Origin of the sequence: Oleisolibacter albus (genome assembly GCF_003336875.1) — a bacterium.
In the GTDB taxonomy this organism is placed as follows: Bacteria; Pseudomonadota; Alphaproteobacteria; order Azospirillales; family Azospirillaceae; genus Niveispirillum; species Niveispirillum album.
In genome coordinates this window covers 135,568-152,852 of sequence record NZ_QGNJ01000005.1, presented here as the reverse complement: position 1 = coordinate 152,852, position 17,285 = coordinate 135,568, and the positions used below count along the sequence as shown (strand labels likewise).

Sequence of the window (17,285 nt, the reverse complement as noted above, 5' to 3'; positions counted from 1 at the left end):
TCAATGCTCCTCGTCGGGTTTCAGGGCGCGGCGGACACGGCGGACCCCCAGCCAGACGCTGGCCAGCACCAGCGGCACGGCCAGGGCCGTGAAGGCCTCCTTGGGCAGATGCAGGCCCAGCCCCGGCAACCCTTCGAACACGTATTTCAGCAGGCCCAGCAGATAATAGCTGATGGCGAACACCGACAAGCCCTCCACCGCCTCCTGGATGCGGATCTGGGTGGCGGTGCGGCGCTCCAGCGAGCGCATGATCTGCACATTCTGCTCGGCCCGGTGGACATCGACGCGGGTGCGCAGCAGCCCGCTGGCGCGGGCCACGCCCTGGGCCAGCTGGATCTGGCGCCTGGCCATGGCTTCGCAGGTGCGCACGGCCGGGCGGAACCGGCGCTCCAGGAAGATGCCGATGCGCTGCAGGCTGGGGATAGGGTCCTCCCGCAACTCCGTCAGCCGCTGGTCTACCAGCTCGGCATAGGCGGCGGTGGCGCCGAACCGATAGCGGCTGTGGGCATTCAGCGCCTCAAGCTCGGCGGCCAGCCGGGTCAGCCCGTCCAGCAGCTGGTGCTCCTCCTCCACGCCGCGGGCGGCGGCGGTGCGGGAGACGATCTCATCCAGCCGCCGCTCCAGCCCGGCCAGGATCGGCTGGGCCTCCCGGGCCAGCGGTAGGCCCAGCAGCGCCATCATGCGGTAGGTTTCCACCTCCAGCAGCCGCCGGGCCAGCCGGCCGGCGCGTGATGGTGTCAGCGCCCGGTCGCGCACCAGGAAGCGGGTGAACCCGTCCGTACCCAGGCGGAAATCGGTCCAGACCAGGGCGTCACCGCCATTGATGACGGACCCGACCAGATCGCCGCTGGGGAACAGGCGGCCCAGGCTCTCCGGCCCGTGCGGCGGCGCCGTATCCGCCTCGATCCTCAAATGCACCGCCACCAGCCGCTGTCCCGGCAGCCCATCGGTCCAGGCTGTCAGCGCCCCGGTCAAAGCCGACCAGTGGCCGTCGCCGGGATCGGGGGCGGCGATGGTCACGGCGGTGAATTCGGTATGCCGCTCCCATTTCAGCAGCCGGTCGCCCAGCGTCAGCTGCACCTGTCGGGCATCCGCCCCCGGCAGCGGTGCGCCGGCCTGTCGGCACAGGGCGGTAATATGCTCCAGATCGGCCGCCACCATTTCCCCGGTGAGATGGGCCAGATGGGTGATGCGGGCCGGTGTGCCGATGCGCAGGTGCGGTCGTGCATGCACCTCGTCATTCAGCAGGGCGCGCAGGGGATGTTCGGTGGGCGCCGGCATGGCGTCAGCCATCGCTATCTCCGTTCGGGTCCGCCGGGCAACTATGCGGTGTCCCGCGGCAACTTGCCAGGGGCGCCACCGGGGGCGGCGGAACCGTTCAGGCCTGGACCGGACGGCCCCGCGCGCTGTGCAGCTTGGCCCAGCGTTGCGCCCCGGTCTGGAAGGCGATGCTGCCGGTGAAGCCGGTGGCGTCCAGGCTGGTCCGGAACAGGGCCGACAGCTCGGCCGTCAGCGTGCCGGGCAACAGATCCAGCGTCCGCACCGCCAGATCCAGCCGCCGCGCCTGCAGCAGCCCGTCCAGCTGCATGGGACCGAGCTGACTGAACGACACCTCCACCAGGAAGCGCCGGGGGGCGCCGCGGCGGGCGGCGGTGGCCTGGTCCTCGTCGTCACCGGCTGCCCGGACATAGAGCTGCAGCCGGCCAATCTGGCTCGGTTCGCCGAAGGGGATGGCATAGGCGCGCCAGCCATCGGGCAAGGGTTCCGCCGCCTGCTGGGCGATGGCGCGGAAATCCTCGATCAGCCGGTTCAGCAACGCGCCCTGTCCGCCACGGTCCAGCGCCGTCGTCGTCGCCTCGCCCAACCAGCCGCCGGCATCGCCCCCGCGCAGGGCGCTGAGGAAGAACAGCAGGTTGGTGGTCAGGCGCCGGTTGGGTTGGGGCAGAACGGCATGGGCCAGTGTCCGGGCCAGGGCCGGATCGGTGCCGGCCAGAACCTCCATCATCTCCCGCAGGGCCGGCCAGTCGCTGCCGTGCCGCGGGTCCAGGGCGGGCGCGGGCCGGGCCTGGCCGGGGGCCGGCTCCAGGATCTCCAGCGCCACGGCCGTTCCCGGTGCCAGATCGGCCTGACCTTGCAGCACCAGGGTCCCGCGCGCCGTCGCCACCACCGGCTGGCCCGTGGTGGTCGTGGCCAGCACCGTTCCCGCAAGCGGGGCCTGCCCGGTCATGTCGGTCATCGGCAGCGTCAGGCCGGGCGGCGTCAGCGCCAGTACCCGCACCTGCACCACGCTGCCCGGCGACAGGACAGCCGGTCCCGCTGCCGGCACCACTGCCGGTACCGTCTGGGCCGGTTGGCTCTGGGGGGCGGTCGGCGGCGTGGGCTGGGACGCAATGGACCGTGCCGGAACGGCGGGATCTGCGGCGGCCAGCACTGCCGTCATGGCTCCGGCCTGGACCGGGGTCGTGCCCGCGCGGGGTGGCTGCCCCGGCAGTGCCGATGTCGCGTCCTGGGCAACAGGCGTGGCCGATGGAGGCGGGGGCGACGGGGCCGTCGGCGGAACCTGTCCCGGCGGGCGGGCGGGATCGAACCCCAGCAGCCTCCCTGCCGCGCTCAACATTCCACGCCAGCCCGCACCGTCCCGTGCCATGGCCGGCGCCGCCATGGCCAGGCCGGATGGTGATGGAGGGGGCAGGCCATCTGGGGCTGGGGCCGGGGCGGGCTTCGGGGCGTCTGGCCGCCCCGAAGCGGGCGGTGCTGCGGCTGGGACCGACCGGTTCGCGCTGGCCGTCCCGGGTGTGGGAGGAACGGGGGCTGCCGCGGCAGGACCGGTGGCGGTCGATGGGCCGGTGGGTCCTGGGGAAGCCGGGACGGCAGGTCCTGCCGGCCCGGGGTTGGCCATGGCGGGGGCAGTGGGGACGGCCCCCGCCTGCGTGCCGGTGGGTGCCGGTTCAGCGGACACCGGGAGTGCCCCGCGGGACACCGCTATTGGCGCCGGGCCTGCCGCCTGGACAGGCAGGGCGGCGGGCAGACCCGGCGGTACCGGTCCGGGCGCTTGGTCGGGCGCCTGCTCGGGCGCGATCGCGACCGATCCATCCGATGAAGGCACGCGTGGCAGCGGCGTGGCCTGCTGCGGGGCGGCCTGGGCAGGCACGGGGACCGCCGGCGCTGGTGGGGCCGCCGCCGGGGTGGGCAAGGCGATGCTCGGCTGTCCCTGCTGTCCGCTGCCGGTCGCCCGGCCGCCGGCAAGGATCAGGCCCAGGCCGGGAGACTCCGGTGCGGTATCCATCGGGGCCTCGGCCGTGGATCGCCCGTCGGACTGGCTTGCCGCGGGCGGCGATGGGGGCCTTGGTGCTGCCGGGAGCACCAAGGCAGGCAGGCTTGCCCCGGGTTGGACCTGGGGCGCCGCGGGTACCGGTGTGGGGGGCGGGGAGGCGGCTGGAACGGGCGCGGACGGCGGGCTGGTCACCGGCTGTGTTGTCGCCGAGGGGGGCGCGGCGGCTTGTCCCGTGCTCGCCTGCCCCGTGCTCGCCTGGGCCGCGGACGGTTGGCCGGCCGCAGGCTGGGGGGCTGGTGCCGGGGAGGGGGATGCCGGTGCGGTGGTGGCCGCCGGCGCATAGATCTGTGCCCGCGGCAGGACGGCCCCCGCGGTCTGGCCGGGGATCTGCAGGGTCAGTGGCCGGTCGGTCGGTAGCGGGGTGCTGGTGCGCAGCACCACATCGCCGGCGGCGGTGCGCAAAGTGGCGCTGCCCTGCTCCTGCGCCACCACCTGCCCGCTCAGCGTGACCGGGCGGGACAGGCCCAGCAGCCATGCCGGCAGTTGCCGGATCTCGACCTCGCCCACGGGGACCGGCAGCGCCACCCCGGCCACCGTCAGACCGTTGCTGGCGACGAGGGCCTGGGACGGGGGCAGGGGGCCGCTCACCGCGGTGGTCCCGGCCTATTGGCCCTGGACGATGCGCTGGGCGATGGCCTCGACATCATGGGCGGCGTCGCTGGTGGGCGAGCGCAGCAGCAGCGGCATCTGCGCCTTGATCGAATCCCGCACCTTCAGGTCCCGCCGCACGACTCCCGCCAGTTGCGGCGACTTGTTCAGGAACCGGCGGCAGGCCGCCAGCAGCGATTCATAGGTCTTCATGCCGTCGCCCCGGGTCTGGGCCATGTTGACCACCACGCGCAGGTCCGCCATCGGGTTGGTCTGATAGCTCAGCTTCAGGAAGGCATAGGCATCGGTGATGCTGGTGGGCTCGTCGGTGGTGACCACCAGGGTCACGCCCGCCGGGCCGGAGAAGGTACGCACATTGCGGTCGACACCGGCCCCCAGATCGATGACCACATGGTCGTAGACGCGGGCCATGTCGGCCAGCTCGGTCCGCAGATGCCCCAGCCGCTGGGCCGGCAGATTGGCCAACGTGCCGGAGCCGGACCGGCCGGCGATGATGTCGAAACCCCCCTCCTGGAACCGGGTCGTCGCCCCGGACAGATTGACCAGCCCGTCGATCACCTGTCCCAGGTCGCGCTTCGGCATCAGCCCCAGCTGGATGTCCACGTTCGCCAGCCCCAGATCGCCGTCGAACAGCAGGGTCTTTTTGCCCAGACGGGACAGCGCATGGGCAAGAGTGATCGAGAAGAAAGTTTTGCCTACTCCACCCTTGCCGCTGGCAACGGCGATGACATTCTGCCGGCGCAGGGGGGTCACATTGGGAGCGGCCATGGTCAGGTCGGTCATGCGTGTGTCCCCGTCTGCTTGGTTCGGCGTGGTTGCTGGGTGGTGGCTTCGTGTTCGGGCATCATGAATCGGGCGAGCGTCATCGGCGTCAGGGGGGTCAGCCCGTCGGCCACCTTGGTCGTCGCACTGGCATCTGCAAAAGCCAGGCCAGCGTCATGGGCAGCGGCGAGGATGCTGCCATAGCGGCGGGCCATGTCCAGACGGGTGACCAGCATGCGCCGGGCGCCGACCTGGCGGAAGGCCTGAGCCATCTCCACGGCTTCCATGGCGTCCAGGCCGGCCGGCAGCACCAGCACCGGCTCGATATCGGCCGCCACCAGGAAGTCGCGCAGATCCTTCATGTCGGCCTCGGAATAGGGATTACGGCCGGCACTGTCGACCAGCACCTGTTCCGTCCCGCGGTGGACCTCCAGCGCATCGGCCAGCGCCATCGGGTCTTCCACGGTAATCAACCTTAGTTTGAGGACTCGGGTGAAGGCTTGCAACTGTTCGGTGCCGCCGGCACGGATGGTATCGGTGGAAATGACCCCCACCGGCCGCTTGGCCAGCGCCGCCCGGGCACAGAGCTTGGCGACGGTCAGGGTCTTGCCGGCGCCGGGCGGGCCGACCAGCATGATCGGCCGCGGCGACCGGCCATCGGGCAGCGGCTGGAATGCGAAGACGCCGTCCAGCCCGCCCGCCAGGGCGGCCATGGGGTCCCGCGCCTCGACACCGGCGATGGTGTCCATCAGCTGCTGGTTCAGATCGGCCGGCACGCCATGGCGCATCAGCACTTCCGACACCTGATCCAGCGGGTCGGGGCCAAGGGGCTCCGGCAGTCGCGGGCCGGCCAGCGGCATGGCATGGCCCGATGTCAGCCCCTCATCCTCCTCGATGGCGGCGGTGACGCGGACGCCGACGCCCTCCTCCTCGCGGGTGGCGACGATGATGGCGTCATCCCCCAGCACCTCGCGGACCAGCCGCATGGCCTCATGCATGGTGGGCGCATGGAACGACTTCAGTCGCATGATGTGCCTGCCTGTTCTGCCATGCCATCACTCCAGGTGTTCGCCGGGTTCGCTCGCATCAGATCTGTCCCAGCGTCTTGATCTTGGCCTTCGGGTGGATCTCGCTCTGCGACATCACCACCGTGGCCGGTCGGAAGCGCTCGATGATCGAGCGCACGAACGGCCGGATTCCCGGTGTGGTCAGCAGAACCGGCGCCTCGCCCTGCATGGCGAAGCGCTCATAGGTCTGGCGGACGCTGCTGATGAACTGCTGCAGCCGCGACGGTGCCATCGACAATTGCCGGTCCTCGCCTTCGCCGACAATGGATTCGGCAAAGGCCTGTTCCCAATCGGGACTGAGCGTTACCAGCGGGATATAGCCCATGTCATTGGTATTGGCGTCGCAGATCTGGCGGGCCAGGCGTGCGCGCACATGCTCGCTGATCTGCGTCATGTTGCGGGTATAGGCGGTGGCCTCGGCCACGCCTTCCAGGATGGTGGGCAGGTCGCGGACGGAGATGCGCTCGGCCAGCAGGCTCTGCAGCACCCGTTGCAGCCCGCCGATATTGATCTGGCTGGGAATGACGTCGGCCACCAGCTTCTGGTGCTCCTTGCCCAGCTCGTCCAGCAGCTTCTGCGTCTCGGCATAGGACAACAGTTCCGCCATGTTGTCCCGGATGATCTCGGTCAGGTGTGTGGTCAGCACCGTTGGCGGATCAACCACGGTATAGCCCTTGAACAGGGCTTCCTCACGGTAGACCGGCTCGACCCACATGGCCGGCAGGCCGAAGGTCGGCTCCGTCGTGGACTCACCGGGAAGGGTGATGCGCTCGCCGCGCGGGTCCATGCACAGCAGCATGGTCGGGCGCAGATCGCCGCGGCCCGCCTCGATCTCCTTGATGCGGATGACATAGGCGTTGGGTGGCAGCTGCAGATTGTCCTGGATGCGCACCGACGGCAGGATGATGCCGATATCGCCGGCCAATTGCCGGCGCAGGCCGCGGATCTGGTCGGTCAGCCGGTGTCCGACCTCGGTGTTGATCAGGGCCAGCAAGCCGTAGCCCAGCTCCAGCCGGATCAGGTCGATGGCCAGGGCCGAGGAGATCGGTTCCTCCACCACCGGCGGCGGCGGCTGGGCGGCGATCTCGGCCTCCACCGCCTCCTCCTGGGCTTTGAGCTTCAGTCTGGGCAGGTAATAGGCCGCCGCCGCCAGCCCGGCGCCCATGAGGAAGAAGGGGATCTTCGGCATGCCGGGCATCAGCCCGAAGAAGAAGACCAGACCGGCGGTCAGCCCCAGGGCCGCCGGATAATAGGTCAGCTGTCCGACCACGGCCTTGTCGGTGGAACCCTGTCCGCCCGACTTCGACACCATCAGGCCGGCGGCCAGCGACACGATCAGCGACGGGATCTGCGAGACCAGGCCGTCGCCCACGGTCAGCAGCGTATAGGACTTGGCTGCGGCCTGGAACGCCATGTCCTTCTGGGCCATGCCGATGATCATGCCGATGATGATGTTCAGGAAGGTGATGGCCAGACCGGCCACGGCATCGCCGCGCACGAACTTGCTGGCACCGTCCATGGACCCGAAGAACTGGCTTTCCTGCTCCAGTTCCGAGCGGCGCCGCCGTGCCTCGGTCTCGTCGATCAGGCCGGCCGACAGGTCGGCATCGATGGCCATCTGCTTGCCCGGCATGGCGTCCAGGGTGAAGCGGGCCGCCACCTCGGCGATACGGCCGGACCCCTTGGTGATGACGGTGAAGTTCACCAGCATCAGGATGCCGAACACCGTGACGCCGATGATGAAGTTGCCCCCCATGATGAAGGCGCCGAAGGTGGCGATCACATGGCCGGCGGCCTGACTGCCTTCATGGCCGTGCCCCAGGATCAGCCGGGTCGAGGCCAGATTCAGCGACAGGCGCAGCATGGTGCTGACCAGCAGGATGGTGGGAAAGCTGCTGAATTCCAGCGGCTTCTGGATGCTCAGCACCACCATCAGGATCAGGATGGAGAAGGCGAAGGAGATCACCAGACCCACATCCAGCAGGAAGGTGGGCAGCGGGAAGATCAGCACCGCGATGATGATGACGATGGCCAGGGCAAAGCCGACCTCGCCCCGCTTGACGGCGTCCAGCGTGATGCGCAGGGCGTCCATCCCGGAGGCAAGATTGCTGTTGGTCTGCGTCTGGTCGGTCATCGGGGCCGGCAGTCAGGGGCTAGGGGAGTAGGGGATAACAGGTCGGATTGTCTCAGGCGGTGGCGGCATCCAGGCCGCCGGCGGGCGGCACGGGGATACCATCGTCGGAATATTCCTTCAGCTTGTTGCGCAGCGTGCGGATGGAGATGCCCAGGATGTTGGCGGCATGGGTGCGGTTGCCCAAGGTATGCCGAAGGGTATCGAGGATGAGGTCGCGCTCCACCTCGGCCACGGTGCGTCCGACCAGCGCCTGCGTGCCGCCGGCGGGGGCGCCCGCATGGCCCGGCGCCGCGCCGCCATAGGCCGCGGCGGCACCGGCATAGGTGGCGCTGGCCCGGGCCGCGGCCGGGGCCAGGGTGGGGGCGGCGGGCGGCGGGGCCGGCTCGGCGCCGGTCAGCAGCACCGCCTCCGGTCCGATCTCGGTGCCGCGCGACAGCAGCACGGCGCGGTGCAGCGTGTTCTCCAACTCGCGCACATTGCCGCGCCAGTAATGGGCTTGCAGCATGGCCATGGCCGCCGGCCCGACGCTGCGTTCCGGCAGGCCGTTGGCCTCCGAATATTTGCGGGCGAAATGCTGGGCCAGCAGGGCGATGTCCTGCGGCCGCTCGCGCAGCGGCGGCAGGGCCAGATTCACCACGTTGAGGCGGAAATACAGATCCTCGCGGAACTTGCCGGCCTTGGCCTCGGCCAGCATGTCACGGTTGGAGGTGGCGAGGATGCGGATGTCCACCTTCACCGGCTGGCTGCCGCCGACCCGGTCGATGACCCGTTCCTGGATGGCGCGCAGCAGCTTGGCCTGCAGGCGCAGATCCATCTCGCTGATCTCGTCCAGCAGCAGCGTGCCGCCATTGGCCTCCTCGAACTTGCCGATGCGGCGGCTGACGGCACCGGTGAAGGCGCCCTTTTCATGGCCGAACAGCTCGGATTCCAGCAGGTTCTCGGGGATGGCGGCACAGTTGACGCTGATGAAGGGGCCGTTGGCCCGGCGCGATTTGCGATGGATGAAGCGGGCCATCAGCTCCTTGCCGGTGCCGCTCTCGCCGGTGATCAGCACGCTGGCGTCGGACGGGGCGATCTGTTCGGCCATGCGCAGGGTCACGGCCATGGCCGGGTCGTGACTGACCATGGCATGGCTTTCCTCCGCCACCGCCTCCAGCACCGCGGCGATCAGGGCGGCATCCGGGGGCAGGGGGATGTACTCCTTGGCGCCGGCGCGGATGGCCTTGACCGCCGACTGGGCGTCGGTGCCGACACCGCAGGCCACCACCGGCACGGCGAAGCGTTCCGCTTTCAGCGCCTCGATCAGCAGGCCCACATCCAGCTTGACGTCGACCATGACCAGATCGGCACCCTGGCCGCTGCGCAGGGCGGTCATGGCGCCGTCGATGCTGTCGGTGTGCGCGACCTTCGCCCCTTTCTGGAGCGCGATCTTGCCGGCCGCACTGATATAGCCTTCGAGCGTTCCAACGATCAGCAGACGCATCGCTCATACCCTCTTCCGGGTCCGGTCACGGGTCCGGACCCCAGTCAGTCATACGCGCTGACCCGGAGGTCCGGGGGCAGCACGGTGTTGATCAGGATCTCCAGATGGCGGGGATTCTCCTGCCGTGCCACCGATCCGGCGGTCAGCAGGTAGATCCCCTCCACCAGGGCTTGGTGTTCGGCATTGCGCTCCACCTTGGCAGCCAGCGGCGACAGCACCACGCTGCCGAGGATGGCGCCATAGAAGGTGGTCAGCAGGGCCACGGCCATGGCCGGGCCGATCTTCGCCGGGTCGTTGAGGCTGCCCAGCATCTGCACCAGACCGACCAGGGTGCCGATCAGCCCCATGGCCGGAGCCACCTCCGCGCCACGGCGCAACAGGGCGGCGGCAATGCGGGCACGGGCCTGGTTGGCCTCGATCTCGGTGCGCAGGATGCGTTCGATCTTGTCGGCCGGCAGCGAGTCGACGATGAGATCCAGGGCACGGGCCAGCACCGGCTCGTCGGCGGCCGGCTGCAGCAGCGGCTGCAGCGACAGCGGCCCGTTGCGGCGGGCATGGTCGGCGATGTCCAGCGCCGCCAGGGCGGCATCCTGCGGCTCGGCGCTTCCGGTCCGCACGGTGCGGCCCAGGGCACGCCAGGACGCCATGACATCGTGCCAGGAGAAGGAGACGACGGTGACCGCGGCGGTACCGCCCAGCACGATCAGTATGGACGGCAGGTTCAGAAAGGCGCCGGGACCGCCCCCCATGGCCAGGGCCGCCAGCAGCAGCAGGGCGGCCGACCCCAGACCCAGCACCACGGTCAGGTCCAGCCGCCGCTCCAGGGGCGGCAGCATGTCCGGCGATGCCGGCACCGGCGTCGGCATGACCGACACGGGTCCGGGCATGGCGGCCCTGGCGCGGGAGGTGGCGGGATGATCATCCATCAGCAGCCCGTCACGACCGGTCGGTCTTGATGATTTCGGTCATGGTCACGCCCAGCCGGTCCTCGACCACCACGACCTCGCCGCGGGCCACCAGCCGGTTGTTGACATAGATGTCGATGGCCTCGCCCACCTTGCGGTCCAGTTCCACCACCGAGCCGCGGCCCAGCTTCATCAGCTGGCTGACCTGCATGGTGCATTTGCCCAGCACGGCCGAGATCTGCACCGGGATGTCATAGACCGATTCCAGGTCCTTGATCACCGGCGTGATGTCCAGCTCGGTCCCCTTGCCGGAGCCGGCATCGAACTCGTTGAGGCTCATGTCGTTTGCCATGGCGGTGATCCTGGCTGCGCTGTCTTAGGAACCGGCGAAGGGGGTGCGTCCCCCCAGCAGGCTGCCGGCGATCCGGTCGATATCGGCCCAGAGCCGGGTGACGTCACGCTCGGCGCCGCCGGTGCCCCAGTCGGCCTTGACGTCCAGCGGCCCCAGCTTCGGGTCGGCCAGAACGCTGACGCTGCCGCCGAAACCCTGGCGCGTGGCCAGGGCGTCGATGTTGGCGCGCAACGCCTCCAGCCATTGCCCATGCACACGGATGGTCAGCTTGGGTTCGTCGGCCAGCTCGCCGAGGAAGGTGCCGACCACAGCCTCCACCTCGGCCAGCCCGTGCTGCTGCACATAGGCGGGCAGCAGCTTGGCCACGGCGCCCAGGGCGATGCGGACCGTGTTGTCGCGGCGCAGGGCCATTTCGTCCGACTGCGCCTGCATCAGGGCGCCAAGGGACTGCTGCACCCGGCCCAGTGCTGCGGCCAGAGCCTGGCTCGTCTCGGTTTCGGCTTCGGTGCGGCCCCGGACCCGGCCTTCCTCGACACCGGCCGCATGGGCGGCGGCGCTGGCCTGACGGATCTGCTCCTGCACCTCGGACAGGGTGAAGCTGGGTTCCGGCGGTGGCGGCGGTTCGGGCGGCGCCATGATCTCGGGTTCCGCTGCCGGGGGAGGCAGCAGGTCGGCGCCTTCATCGAAGGACTGGTCGAACTGGAATTTGCGGATCAGTGGCACGGCCGGCCCCTCAGCTTTCCTGGTAGAGCCAGTTGCGGATGATGGAGACGGCTTCCTCGGGATGCTTCTCCACGATCTCGCCGACCTTGCGCAACGACGAGGCGCGGACGCGGCCGTCGACGCGGTTGATGTCGATCATCTGCTCCAGCTCCTCGTTGGCCTGGGCCGCTTCCATGGCCAGTTCGCGGGCCAGGGCGCCGCCGCCAGGGCCGGCCAGCTGTGGCATGGCCCCGCTGCCGTCGGCCAGCAGATCGACCTCGTCTTCCAGCTGCGGCGTCCTGTCCAGGGCACGGGCCACCAGCGGCTTGATGATCAGGACGATGACCAGGATGACGACGATGGCCAGGATGATGGTCTGGGCGATGCGCACCACATCCTCGCGGGCCAGCCCCAGGATGGTGTCGTCGGTGGCGCTGATGTCGTCGGGACGGGAGAACTGCATGTTGACGACTTCGACGGTATCGCCGCGGGCGGCATCGAAGCCGATGGCGGATTCCACCAGACGGCGCAGCTGGTCCAGATCCTGCTGGTTGCGCGGCTGATAGGTGGGCTGTTCGCCGTCCTTGCCCGGGGTGTAGTTGCCATCCACCAGGACGGCCACCGACAGGCGGCGGACCTGCCCCGTTTCGCGCTCATGCACCTTGACCGTCTTGTTGATCTCGTAATTGACGGTCTCTTCGGTGCGGTTCCGCTTCTCATTGGAGCCGCCGGTCGCGGCATTGGCGGCGGCGTTGGCCGTGGGCAGGTTGTTGGCCACGGTCACGGGATCGACGCCATCCTTGTTCTGGGCTTCGCTGCTTTCATTGACGGTCTGGGTGCCGCGGACCACCTGGCTGTCGGGATCGAAGATCTCGCTGTTGGTGGTGATGCGATCGAAATCCATCTCCACCGACACGCGCGCCTGCACCCGGCCCTGGCCCACGGTGCGGCCCAGCAGCTCTTCCACGGTCTGGGTCAGTTGCTGTTCCCGCTGCAGCCGCTTTTCCTCGGCGTTGGCCACCAGCGCTTCGGCGGAATTGGCCTGCAGCCCGCGCGACAGCAGATTGCCCTTGTCGTCGATGATGGAGACGTTGCCCGGCTCCAGCTGTGGCACGGCGGCGGCGACCAGGGTCTGGATCGCCACCACCTGTTCCTTCTTCAGCGCATGGCCCGGCCGCAGCTTCAACAGCACGCTGGCGGTGGCGGTCTGGGACTGGCGGGCGAACAGCTCGCGCTTGGGCAGCACCAGATGTACGCGGGCGGTCATGACCGGCTGCAGCGTCTGGATGGATTTGACCAGCTCGCCTTCCTTGGCCCGCAGCTGCTGCACATTCTGCATGAAGGCCGTGGTGCCCAGACTTTCCGGCTGGTTGAAGATCTCGTTGCCCACCGTGCCGCCGGTGGGAATGCCCTGCTGGGCCAGCACCATGCGCAGCCGCCCCACCTGATCGGAGGGGACTTCGATGCGGGTGCCATCCGGGCTGGCCCGGTAGGGGATCTGCTGCTGCTCCAGCTGCTGGACGATGGCGCCGCCATCGGACGGGCTGAGATCGCCGTAAAGCAGCGCCATGTCCGGCGTCGACCATTGCGACGCGGCATAGCCGATGATGCCGATCGTCACCAGAACGGCGGCACCGATGCCCGCCAGACGGGCGGTGCCGAGATTCCGCAAGGTCTGCAGAAACGACTCCACGGGTGCTGCTCCCACGTCGCGATGCCCAAGCAGCGCGAGTCTACAAGGGTTTACCTGCCTTTTCGAGGTAAGATGCACCGAATGGATGAAGGGGGTCTTAATCAAGTGGGCAAATTTTGCCGGATTTGCTCCCGGTGTTGCAGAAGAATCACGCTGTCTGCTGCGCTGCCCTGGCAGGCGGGGCCATAACCGGGTTCCGGATCAGCGCGGACGGCGCTGCCCGTGATGCCGCAGCCAGGACCAGTCCACCCGGTGCAGCAGCGATTGGAACGGCCAGCGCGGGCGTTCCGGGTCCAGCAGTTCGCGCTCGACGACGAAGGCGTCGGCGGCGGTGACCGGCTTTGCGTCCAGCGGGCGCAGGGTTCTGCCGGGCCTCTGGCGCAACTGCTCGATGCTGGCGACCAGCGATCCGGTCTGCGCCTCCAGCCGCGCCACCTCCTCGGGCATGCAGCCCAGATGTTCCGCCACCAGCCCCTGGCGCACCGTCGTCAGGGCCTGTGTCGGACCGGGTTCCACCGCCAGATCGCACTCGGTGTCCAGACCCATGGAACGGTTGTTGATGTTGGAGGAGCCGATGCGGAGGATACGGTCATCCACCATCAGCAATTTGGCATGCACATAGATGCGCCGCCCCCGGGCTGTCACCGGCGCATAGATGGCGAAGCGGCCGCCGGTGTCCGCGGCGCGCAGGGCGGACAGGATATGGTCGCGTGCCCGCCCCATGGCCTGCTGCTCCAGCCAGTCGTGGGCGTCGGTCGGGTTGATGACCACGATCTCCGGCCCGTTCGGATCGGCCAGCCGGTCGAGCAGCGCGCGTGCGATCAGGCGGGAGGCGAAATACTGGGATTCGATATAGATGCGGCGCCGGGCGCCGGCGATGGCCGCCAGCCACAATGCCTCTACTTCATGTGCGGCGTCCTGCCCGTCATGGGCCGGCTGCGTGCGGGCGATACCGACATCGACCCGGCGCAGCAACGGTGTCAGACGCTGGGGCCAGAGGTCCGGTCCCGGTGGTGGAACCGGCAGATCAACGCCGGTGGCGCTGCGCCAGCGCCCGCGGGCCAGATCGCCCAACGACCGGGCCGCATCGCCGTCCACAGCGGCCGTTATGTCGTGGAACGGTTCATAGCGCAGTCCGCTGGGGCGGCGGCGGCGACGATCCTGATCAAGATGCGCGCGGGTGTCCCAGCGGTCGGCCGTCATGTCGATCCCGCCGCAGAAGGCCAGGGCATCGTCGATGACGACGATCTTCTGATGGTGGCAGGCGCCGAGGGGATGGTCGGCCGCCAAGCGGTATTCCAGCCGGGATTCACCGCGCCAGTTCAACAGCGTCAGGGGAAGCATACCCCTCCAGGCGCCGCTGACCGCGCTCAGGCGCCATTTCAGCACATGGATGTGCAGGTCGGGGCGACGGCGCACCAGCCAGGTCAGGAACGGCCCCAGTCGCCGTGGGATGCCATTCCTTGGTGAACCGGGAACCAGTTTGATCCGCGTGTCGAAGTCCCAGGCGATCAACAGAACCTGATGCCGGGCCTGCAATAGCGCGTCGCGGACGGTGGCGAAGTAATCGGCGGCATCGACGATGACCGCCATGCGCTCGGCCCGCTCCAGCCGCCAACAGGTTTCGCCCGGCCGCAAAAGGCGGCCGGGCGAGGGCAGGCTGTCTCCAACGGTCTCTGCCGTCAGCACCATGGCTGGCGGTTCAGCGCTTCAGATCGTCGATGGCGTCCTTCACGTCCCCTTTGACCTGGTTGACCTTGCCCTTGGCCTTGTCGGTCGTACCTTCACGGCGGAGATCGTCATTGCCCAGAGCGTCGCCGGCCGTTTGCTTCACATCGCCCTTCAGTTCCTGGCCGCGACCGCGGATCTTGTCTTCATTCGCCATGATCTGCTCCTTTGCAACAGCCGCGCTGTGGCGGCTTCACAAAGATCAACAGTTCAGCCGCGAGAAAGTGCCGGAGGGCCGGAAAGGAGCGGGGGCGCCGGGGCACGATCCGGGCAGGACAATGCGGGGCAGCCGGGACCGCTGTTGCTTGCGCCCTTGTTCCGCCACATCAGCCTGTCTAGGCTGGCTTGGTCGATGTGGGTTGCGAAAGGATGATGCGATGTGCCGGTGGCTCGCCTATGGCGGTGAACCGATCGCCATGGACACGCTGCTGTTCAAGCCGTGCAATTCGCTGATCCGCCAGTCCCTGTCGGCCCAGCGCAGCGTCGCCCCCACCAATGGCGACGGGTTCGGCCTGGGCTGGTATGGCGACCTGCCGCGCCCCGGCCTCTACCGGGACACCATGCCGGCCTGGAACGATGCCAATCTGCGCTCCCTGGCAGAGCAGATCCGCTCCCCCCTGTTCTTCGCCCATGTGCGTGCCTCCACAGGTCCGGCCACGGCCCGGCTGAACTGCCATCCCTTCCGCTATGACCGGTCGCTGTTCATGCACAATGGCCAGGTCGGCGGCTGGTCCGATCTGCGCCAGGGGGTGGAGCGGCGCATCGACAAACGCCTCTACAAGCACCGGGAGGGCTCGACCGACAGCGAGGCCCTGTTCTATCTGGCCCTGGGCGACGGGCTGGCTGACGACCCCATGGGGGCATTCCGGCGCATGCTGGCCACCATCCTCGGCCTGATGCGGGAGGAGGGGGTGCGCGAACCGTTCCGCATGACGGCAGCCTATACCGACGGGCGCCGCATCAACGCCGTGCGCTGGTCCAGCGACGGCAAGTCGCCCAGCCTGTACTGGGCCCATGGCAGCGTGGCCGAATGCTCCCAGGGCACGGTGCGCTTCGCCCGCGGCAGCGACGGCGTGCTGGTGCTGTCGGAGCCGCTGGACGAGGATGCCAATACCTGGACGGAAGTGCCGGAGGGCAGCTTCCTCACCGCCGAGGCCGGCCGGGTGGAGGTGGTCCCCTTCGGACCGTGACGTCGTGAGTGACTCATCTCGCCGGATGCCGGCGGCCTCCGGCTTCAGTTTCCCAGTTCCACCAGCTTGACCTTCTTGCCGGCGATGGCCAGCGCCAGCTGGCCCTGCTTCAGCCGCAGGGCGGCTTCGCCGAACAGCTCCCGCCGCCAGCCGCGCAGGGCCGGCACATCGGCCTCATCGTCACCGGCGATGGCCTCCAGGTCGGCGGCATTGGCCACCAGCCGGCTGGCCACCTCGCTCTCGTCGCAGACCATCTTCAGCAGCACGCGCAGAAGCTCGACGATGGGGGCGATGCCCGGTGCCGGCTCGACCCGCGGCTCGGGGCGCGGCAGCTGGCTGTCCGGAATGGCCAGGGCCGTCTGCACCGTCGCCAGCAGCTCGGTGCCATAGCGGCCGCGCGCCAGATTCTCGCCCAGGCCGCGGGTGCGGGCCAGCTGGTCCGGGGTGGCCGGGGCGTGGGCGGCGATCTCCACCAGTGCCTCGTCGCGCAGCACGCGCTGGCGCGGCAGATCCTTGCGCTGGGCCTCGCGCTCGCGCCAGGCCGCCACCTCCTTGAGGATGGCCAGGAACCGCGGCTTCTCCGTGCGCACCTTCAGCCGCTTCCAGGAATCCTCCGGCGTCAGCGTATAGGTGGCCGGGTCGGTCAGAACCGCCATCTCGTCGGTCAGCCAGTGTTCCCGCCCGGTCTTGGCCAGGCGCTTGCGCAGCTTCTCGAAGGCCGGGCGCAGATGCGTCACATCCGACAGCGCATATTGCAGCTGCCGGTCGGTCAGGGGGCGCTGCGACCAGTCGGTGAAGCGGCTGGATTTGTCGATGCGGGCCGGGGTCAGCTTGGTGATCAGCGTTTCATAGCCCACGGAATCACCGAAGCCGCAGACCATGGCCGCCACCTGGGTATCGAACAGTGGCGTGGGGATCTTGCCGGTCAGGTGGAAGAAGATCTCCACATCCTGGCGGGCGGCATGGAACACCTTCAGCACCGACGGATCGTCCATCAGCTCGAACAGCGGCGTCAGGTCCATGCCCGGTGCCAGCGGGTCGATGGCGGCGGCGGCCTCGGGGCCGGCCACCTGGACCAGGCAGAGCTGAGGCCAATAGGTCTTCTCTCGCATGAACTCGGTGTCGACGGTGACGTAGTCGGCACCCTGAAGGCTGCGGATGAAGGCGGTGAGAGCGTCGGTGGTGGTGATCAGAGTCATGGTTCCCCGTAGATACACGACCCGGTGCCGGGGAACCAAGGGTCTCTCGACACGGGCGGCAAGCGGCTTTGCTAAAAAAGCCGGAAAAGTTATACCTGTATGCGGTGGGTTGTCAGGCCGGATGGAG

General features: G+C 68.9%; 14 protein-coding genes. 1 reads left to right on the top strand and 13 read right to left on the bottom strand.

Annotation, left to right across the window (positions count from 1 at the left end; all coding sequences use genetic code 11):
- The 12 genes from DK368_RS08965 to DK368_RS08910 all read right to left on the bottom strand — a co-directional run bounded on the left by DK368_RS08965 (nucleotide 1) and on the right by DK368_RS08910 (nucleotide 14,926).
- Entirely contained in the window at nucleotides 1–1,293 is a 1,293-nt protein-coding gene (locus tag DK368_RS08965; protein ID WP_114393602.1) for a DUF3422 family protein, read from the bottom strand.
- Between the two features lie 85 nt (nucleotides 1,294–1,378).
- Nucleotides 1,379–2,440: a hypothetical protein gene (locus tag DK368_RS08960; RefSeq protein ID WP_114393601.1), complete on the bottom strand. Its 1,062-nt coding sequence runs from the start codon at nucleotides 2,438–2,440 to the stop codon at nucleotides 1,379–1,381.
- A 1,497-nt stretch (nucleotides 2,441–3,937) separates the two neighbouring features.
- The gene (locus DK368_RS08955; protein ID WP_114393600.1) at nucleotides 3,938–4,726 is read right to left on the bottom strand and encodes a MinD/ParA family protein; all 789 of its coding nucleotides are present in this window, start codon (nucleotides 4,724–4,726) and stop codon (nucleotides 3,938–3,940) included.
- On the bottom strand, nucleotides 4,723–5,733 hold the full coding sequence (locus tag DK368_RS08950; protein WP_114393599.1) for a flagellar biosynthesis protein FlhF: 1,011 nt from the start codon (nucleotides 5,731–5,733) through the stop codon (nucleotides 4,723–4,725). Before DK368_RS08950 ends, DK368_RS08955 begins: the two co-directional genes overlap by 4 nt.
- Nucleotides 5,734–5,791: 58 nt before the next feature.
- Entirely contained in the window at nucleotides 5,792–7,906 is a 2,115-nt protein-coding gene (gene flhA / locus DK368_RS08945; protein ID WP_114393598.1) for a flagellar biosynthesis protein FlhA, read from the bottom strand.
- Nucleotides 7,907–7,958: 52 nt separating this feature from the next.
- Entirely contained in the window at nucleotides 7,959–9,389 is a 1,431-nt protein-coding gene (gene flbD, locus DK368_RS08940; RefSeq protein ID WP_114393597.1) for a sigma-54-dependent transcriptional regulator FlbD, read from the bottom strand.
- Between the two features lie 44 nt (nucleotides 9,390–9,433).
- Nucleotides 9,434–10,315: a motility protein A gene (locus DK368_RS08935; protein ID WP_114393596.1), complete on the bottom strand. Its 882-nt coding sequence runs from the start codon at nucleotides 10,313–10,315 to the stop codon at nucleotides 9,434–9,436.
- 10 nt (nucleotides 10,316–10,325) lie between these two features.
- Nucleotides 10,326–10,646 (bottom strand): flagellar motor switch protein FliN, encoded by a 321-nt coding sequence (fliN, locus tag DK368_RS08930; protein ID WP_114393595.1) that lies wholly within the window; start codon nucleotides 10,644–10,646, stop codon nucleotides 10,326–10,328.
- A gap of 24 nt (nucleotides 10,647–10,670) precedes the next feature.
- Nucleotides 10,671–11,369 (bottom strand): FliH/SctL family protein, encoded by a 699-nt coding sequence (locus tag DK368_RS08925; protein WP_114393594.1) that lies wholly within the window; start codon nucleotides 11,367–11,369, stop codon nucleotides 10,671–10,673.
- Between the two features lie 10 nt (nucleotides 11,370–11,379).
- Complete coding sequence (gene fliF, locus DK368_RS08920; RefSeq protein ID WP_193552273.1) at nucleotides 11,380–13,041, bottom strand: flagellar basal-body MS-ring/collar protein FliF; 1,662 nt, start codon at nucleotides 13,039–13,041, stop codon at nucleotides 11,380–11,382.
- Nucleotides 13,042–13,242: 201 nt separating this feature from the next.
- Complete coding sequence (locus tag DK368_RS08915; RefSeq protein ID WP_114393592.1) at nucleotides 13,243–14,733, bottom strand: phospholipase D-like domain-containing protein; 1,491 nt, start codon at nucleotides 14,731–14,733, stop codon at nucleotides 13,243–13,245.
- Nucleotides 14,734–14,743: 10 nt separating this feature from the next.
- Complete coding sequence (locus DK368_RS08910; RefSeq protein WP_114393591.1) at nucleotides 14,744–14,926, bottom strand: CsbD family protein; 183 nt, start codon at nucleotides 14,924–14,926, stop codon at nucleotides 14,744–14,746.
- Between the two features lie 220 nt (nucleotides 14,927–15,146).
- On the opposite strand from DK368_RS08910, the gene DK368_RS08905 reads away from it, so the two are divergent.
- Nucleotides 15,147–15,959, top strand: a complete 813-nt coding sequence (locus DK368_RS08905) for a class II glutamine amidotransferase (protein WP_114393590.1) — start codon at nucleotides 15,147–15,149, stop codon at nucleotides 15,957–15,959.
- 44 nt (nucleotides 15,960–16,003) lie between these two features.
- On the opposite strand, the gene rnd is transcribed toward DK368_RS08905, so the two are convergent.
- Nucleotides 16,004–17,158, bottom strand: a complete 1,155-nt coding sequence (gene rnd / locus DK368_RS08900) for a ribonuclease D (RefSeq protein ID WP_114393589.1) — start codon at nucleotides 17,156–17,158, stop codon at nucleotides 16,004–16,006.
- Nucleotides 17,159–17,285 lie beyond the last annotated feature (127 nt).

Coding starts and splice junctions, on each gene's coding strand:
- DK368_RS08905 (WP_114393590.1), top strand. CDS start 15,147: ATGTGCCGGTGGCTCGCCTATGGCGGTGAACCGATCGCCATGGACACG.
- flbD (WP_114393597.1), bottom strand. CDS start 9,389: ATGCGTCTGCTGATCGTTGGAACGCTCGAAGGCTATATCAGTGCGGCC.
- fliN (WP_114393595.1), bottom strand. CDS start 10,646: ATGGCAAACGACATGAGCCTCAACGAGTTCGATGCCGGCTCCGGCAAG.
- DK368_RS08955 (WP_114393600.1), bottom strand. CDS start 4,726: ATGACCGACCTGACCATGGCCGCTCCCAATGTGACCCCCCTGCGCCGG.
- DK368_RS08915 (WP_114393592.1), bottom strand. CDS start 14,733: ATGGTGCTGACGGCAGAGACCGTTGGAGACAGCCTGCCCTCGCCCGGC.
- DK368_RS08960 (WP_114393601.1), bottom strand. CDS start 2,440: ATGACGGCAGTGCTGGCCGCCGCAGATCCCGCCGTTCCGGCACGGTCC.
- DK368_RS08910 (WP_114393591.1), bottom strand. CDS start 14,926: ATGGCGAATGAAGACAAGATCCGCGGTCGCGGCCAGGAACTGAAGGGC.
- flhA (WP_114393598.1), bottom strand. CDS start 7,906: ATGACCGACCAGACGCAGACCAACAGCAATCTTGCCTCCGGGATGGAC.
- rnd (WP_114393589.1), bottom strand. CDS start 17,158: ATGACTCTGATCACCACCACCGACGCTCTCACCGCCTTCATCCGCAGC.
- DK368_RS08950 (WP_114393599.1), bottom strand. CDS start 5,733: ATGCGACTGAAGTCGTTCCATGCGCCCACCATGCATGAGGCCATGCGG.
- DK368_RS08935 (WP_114393596.1), bottom strand. CDS start 10,315: ATGGATGATCATCCCGCCACCTCCCGCGCCAGGGCCGCCATGCCCGGA.
- DK368_RS08965 (WP_114393602.1), bottom strand. CDS start 1,293: ATGGCTGACGCCATGCCGGCGCCCACCGAACATCCCCTGCGCGCCCTG.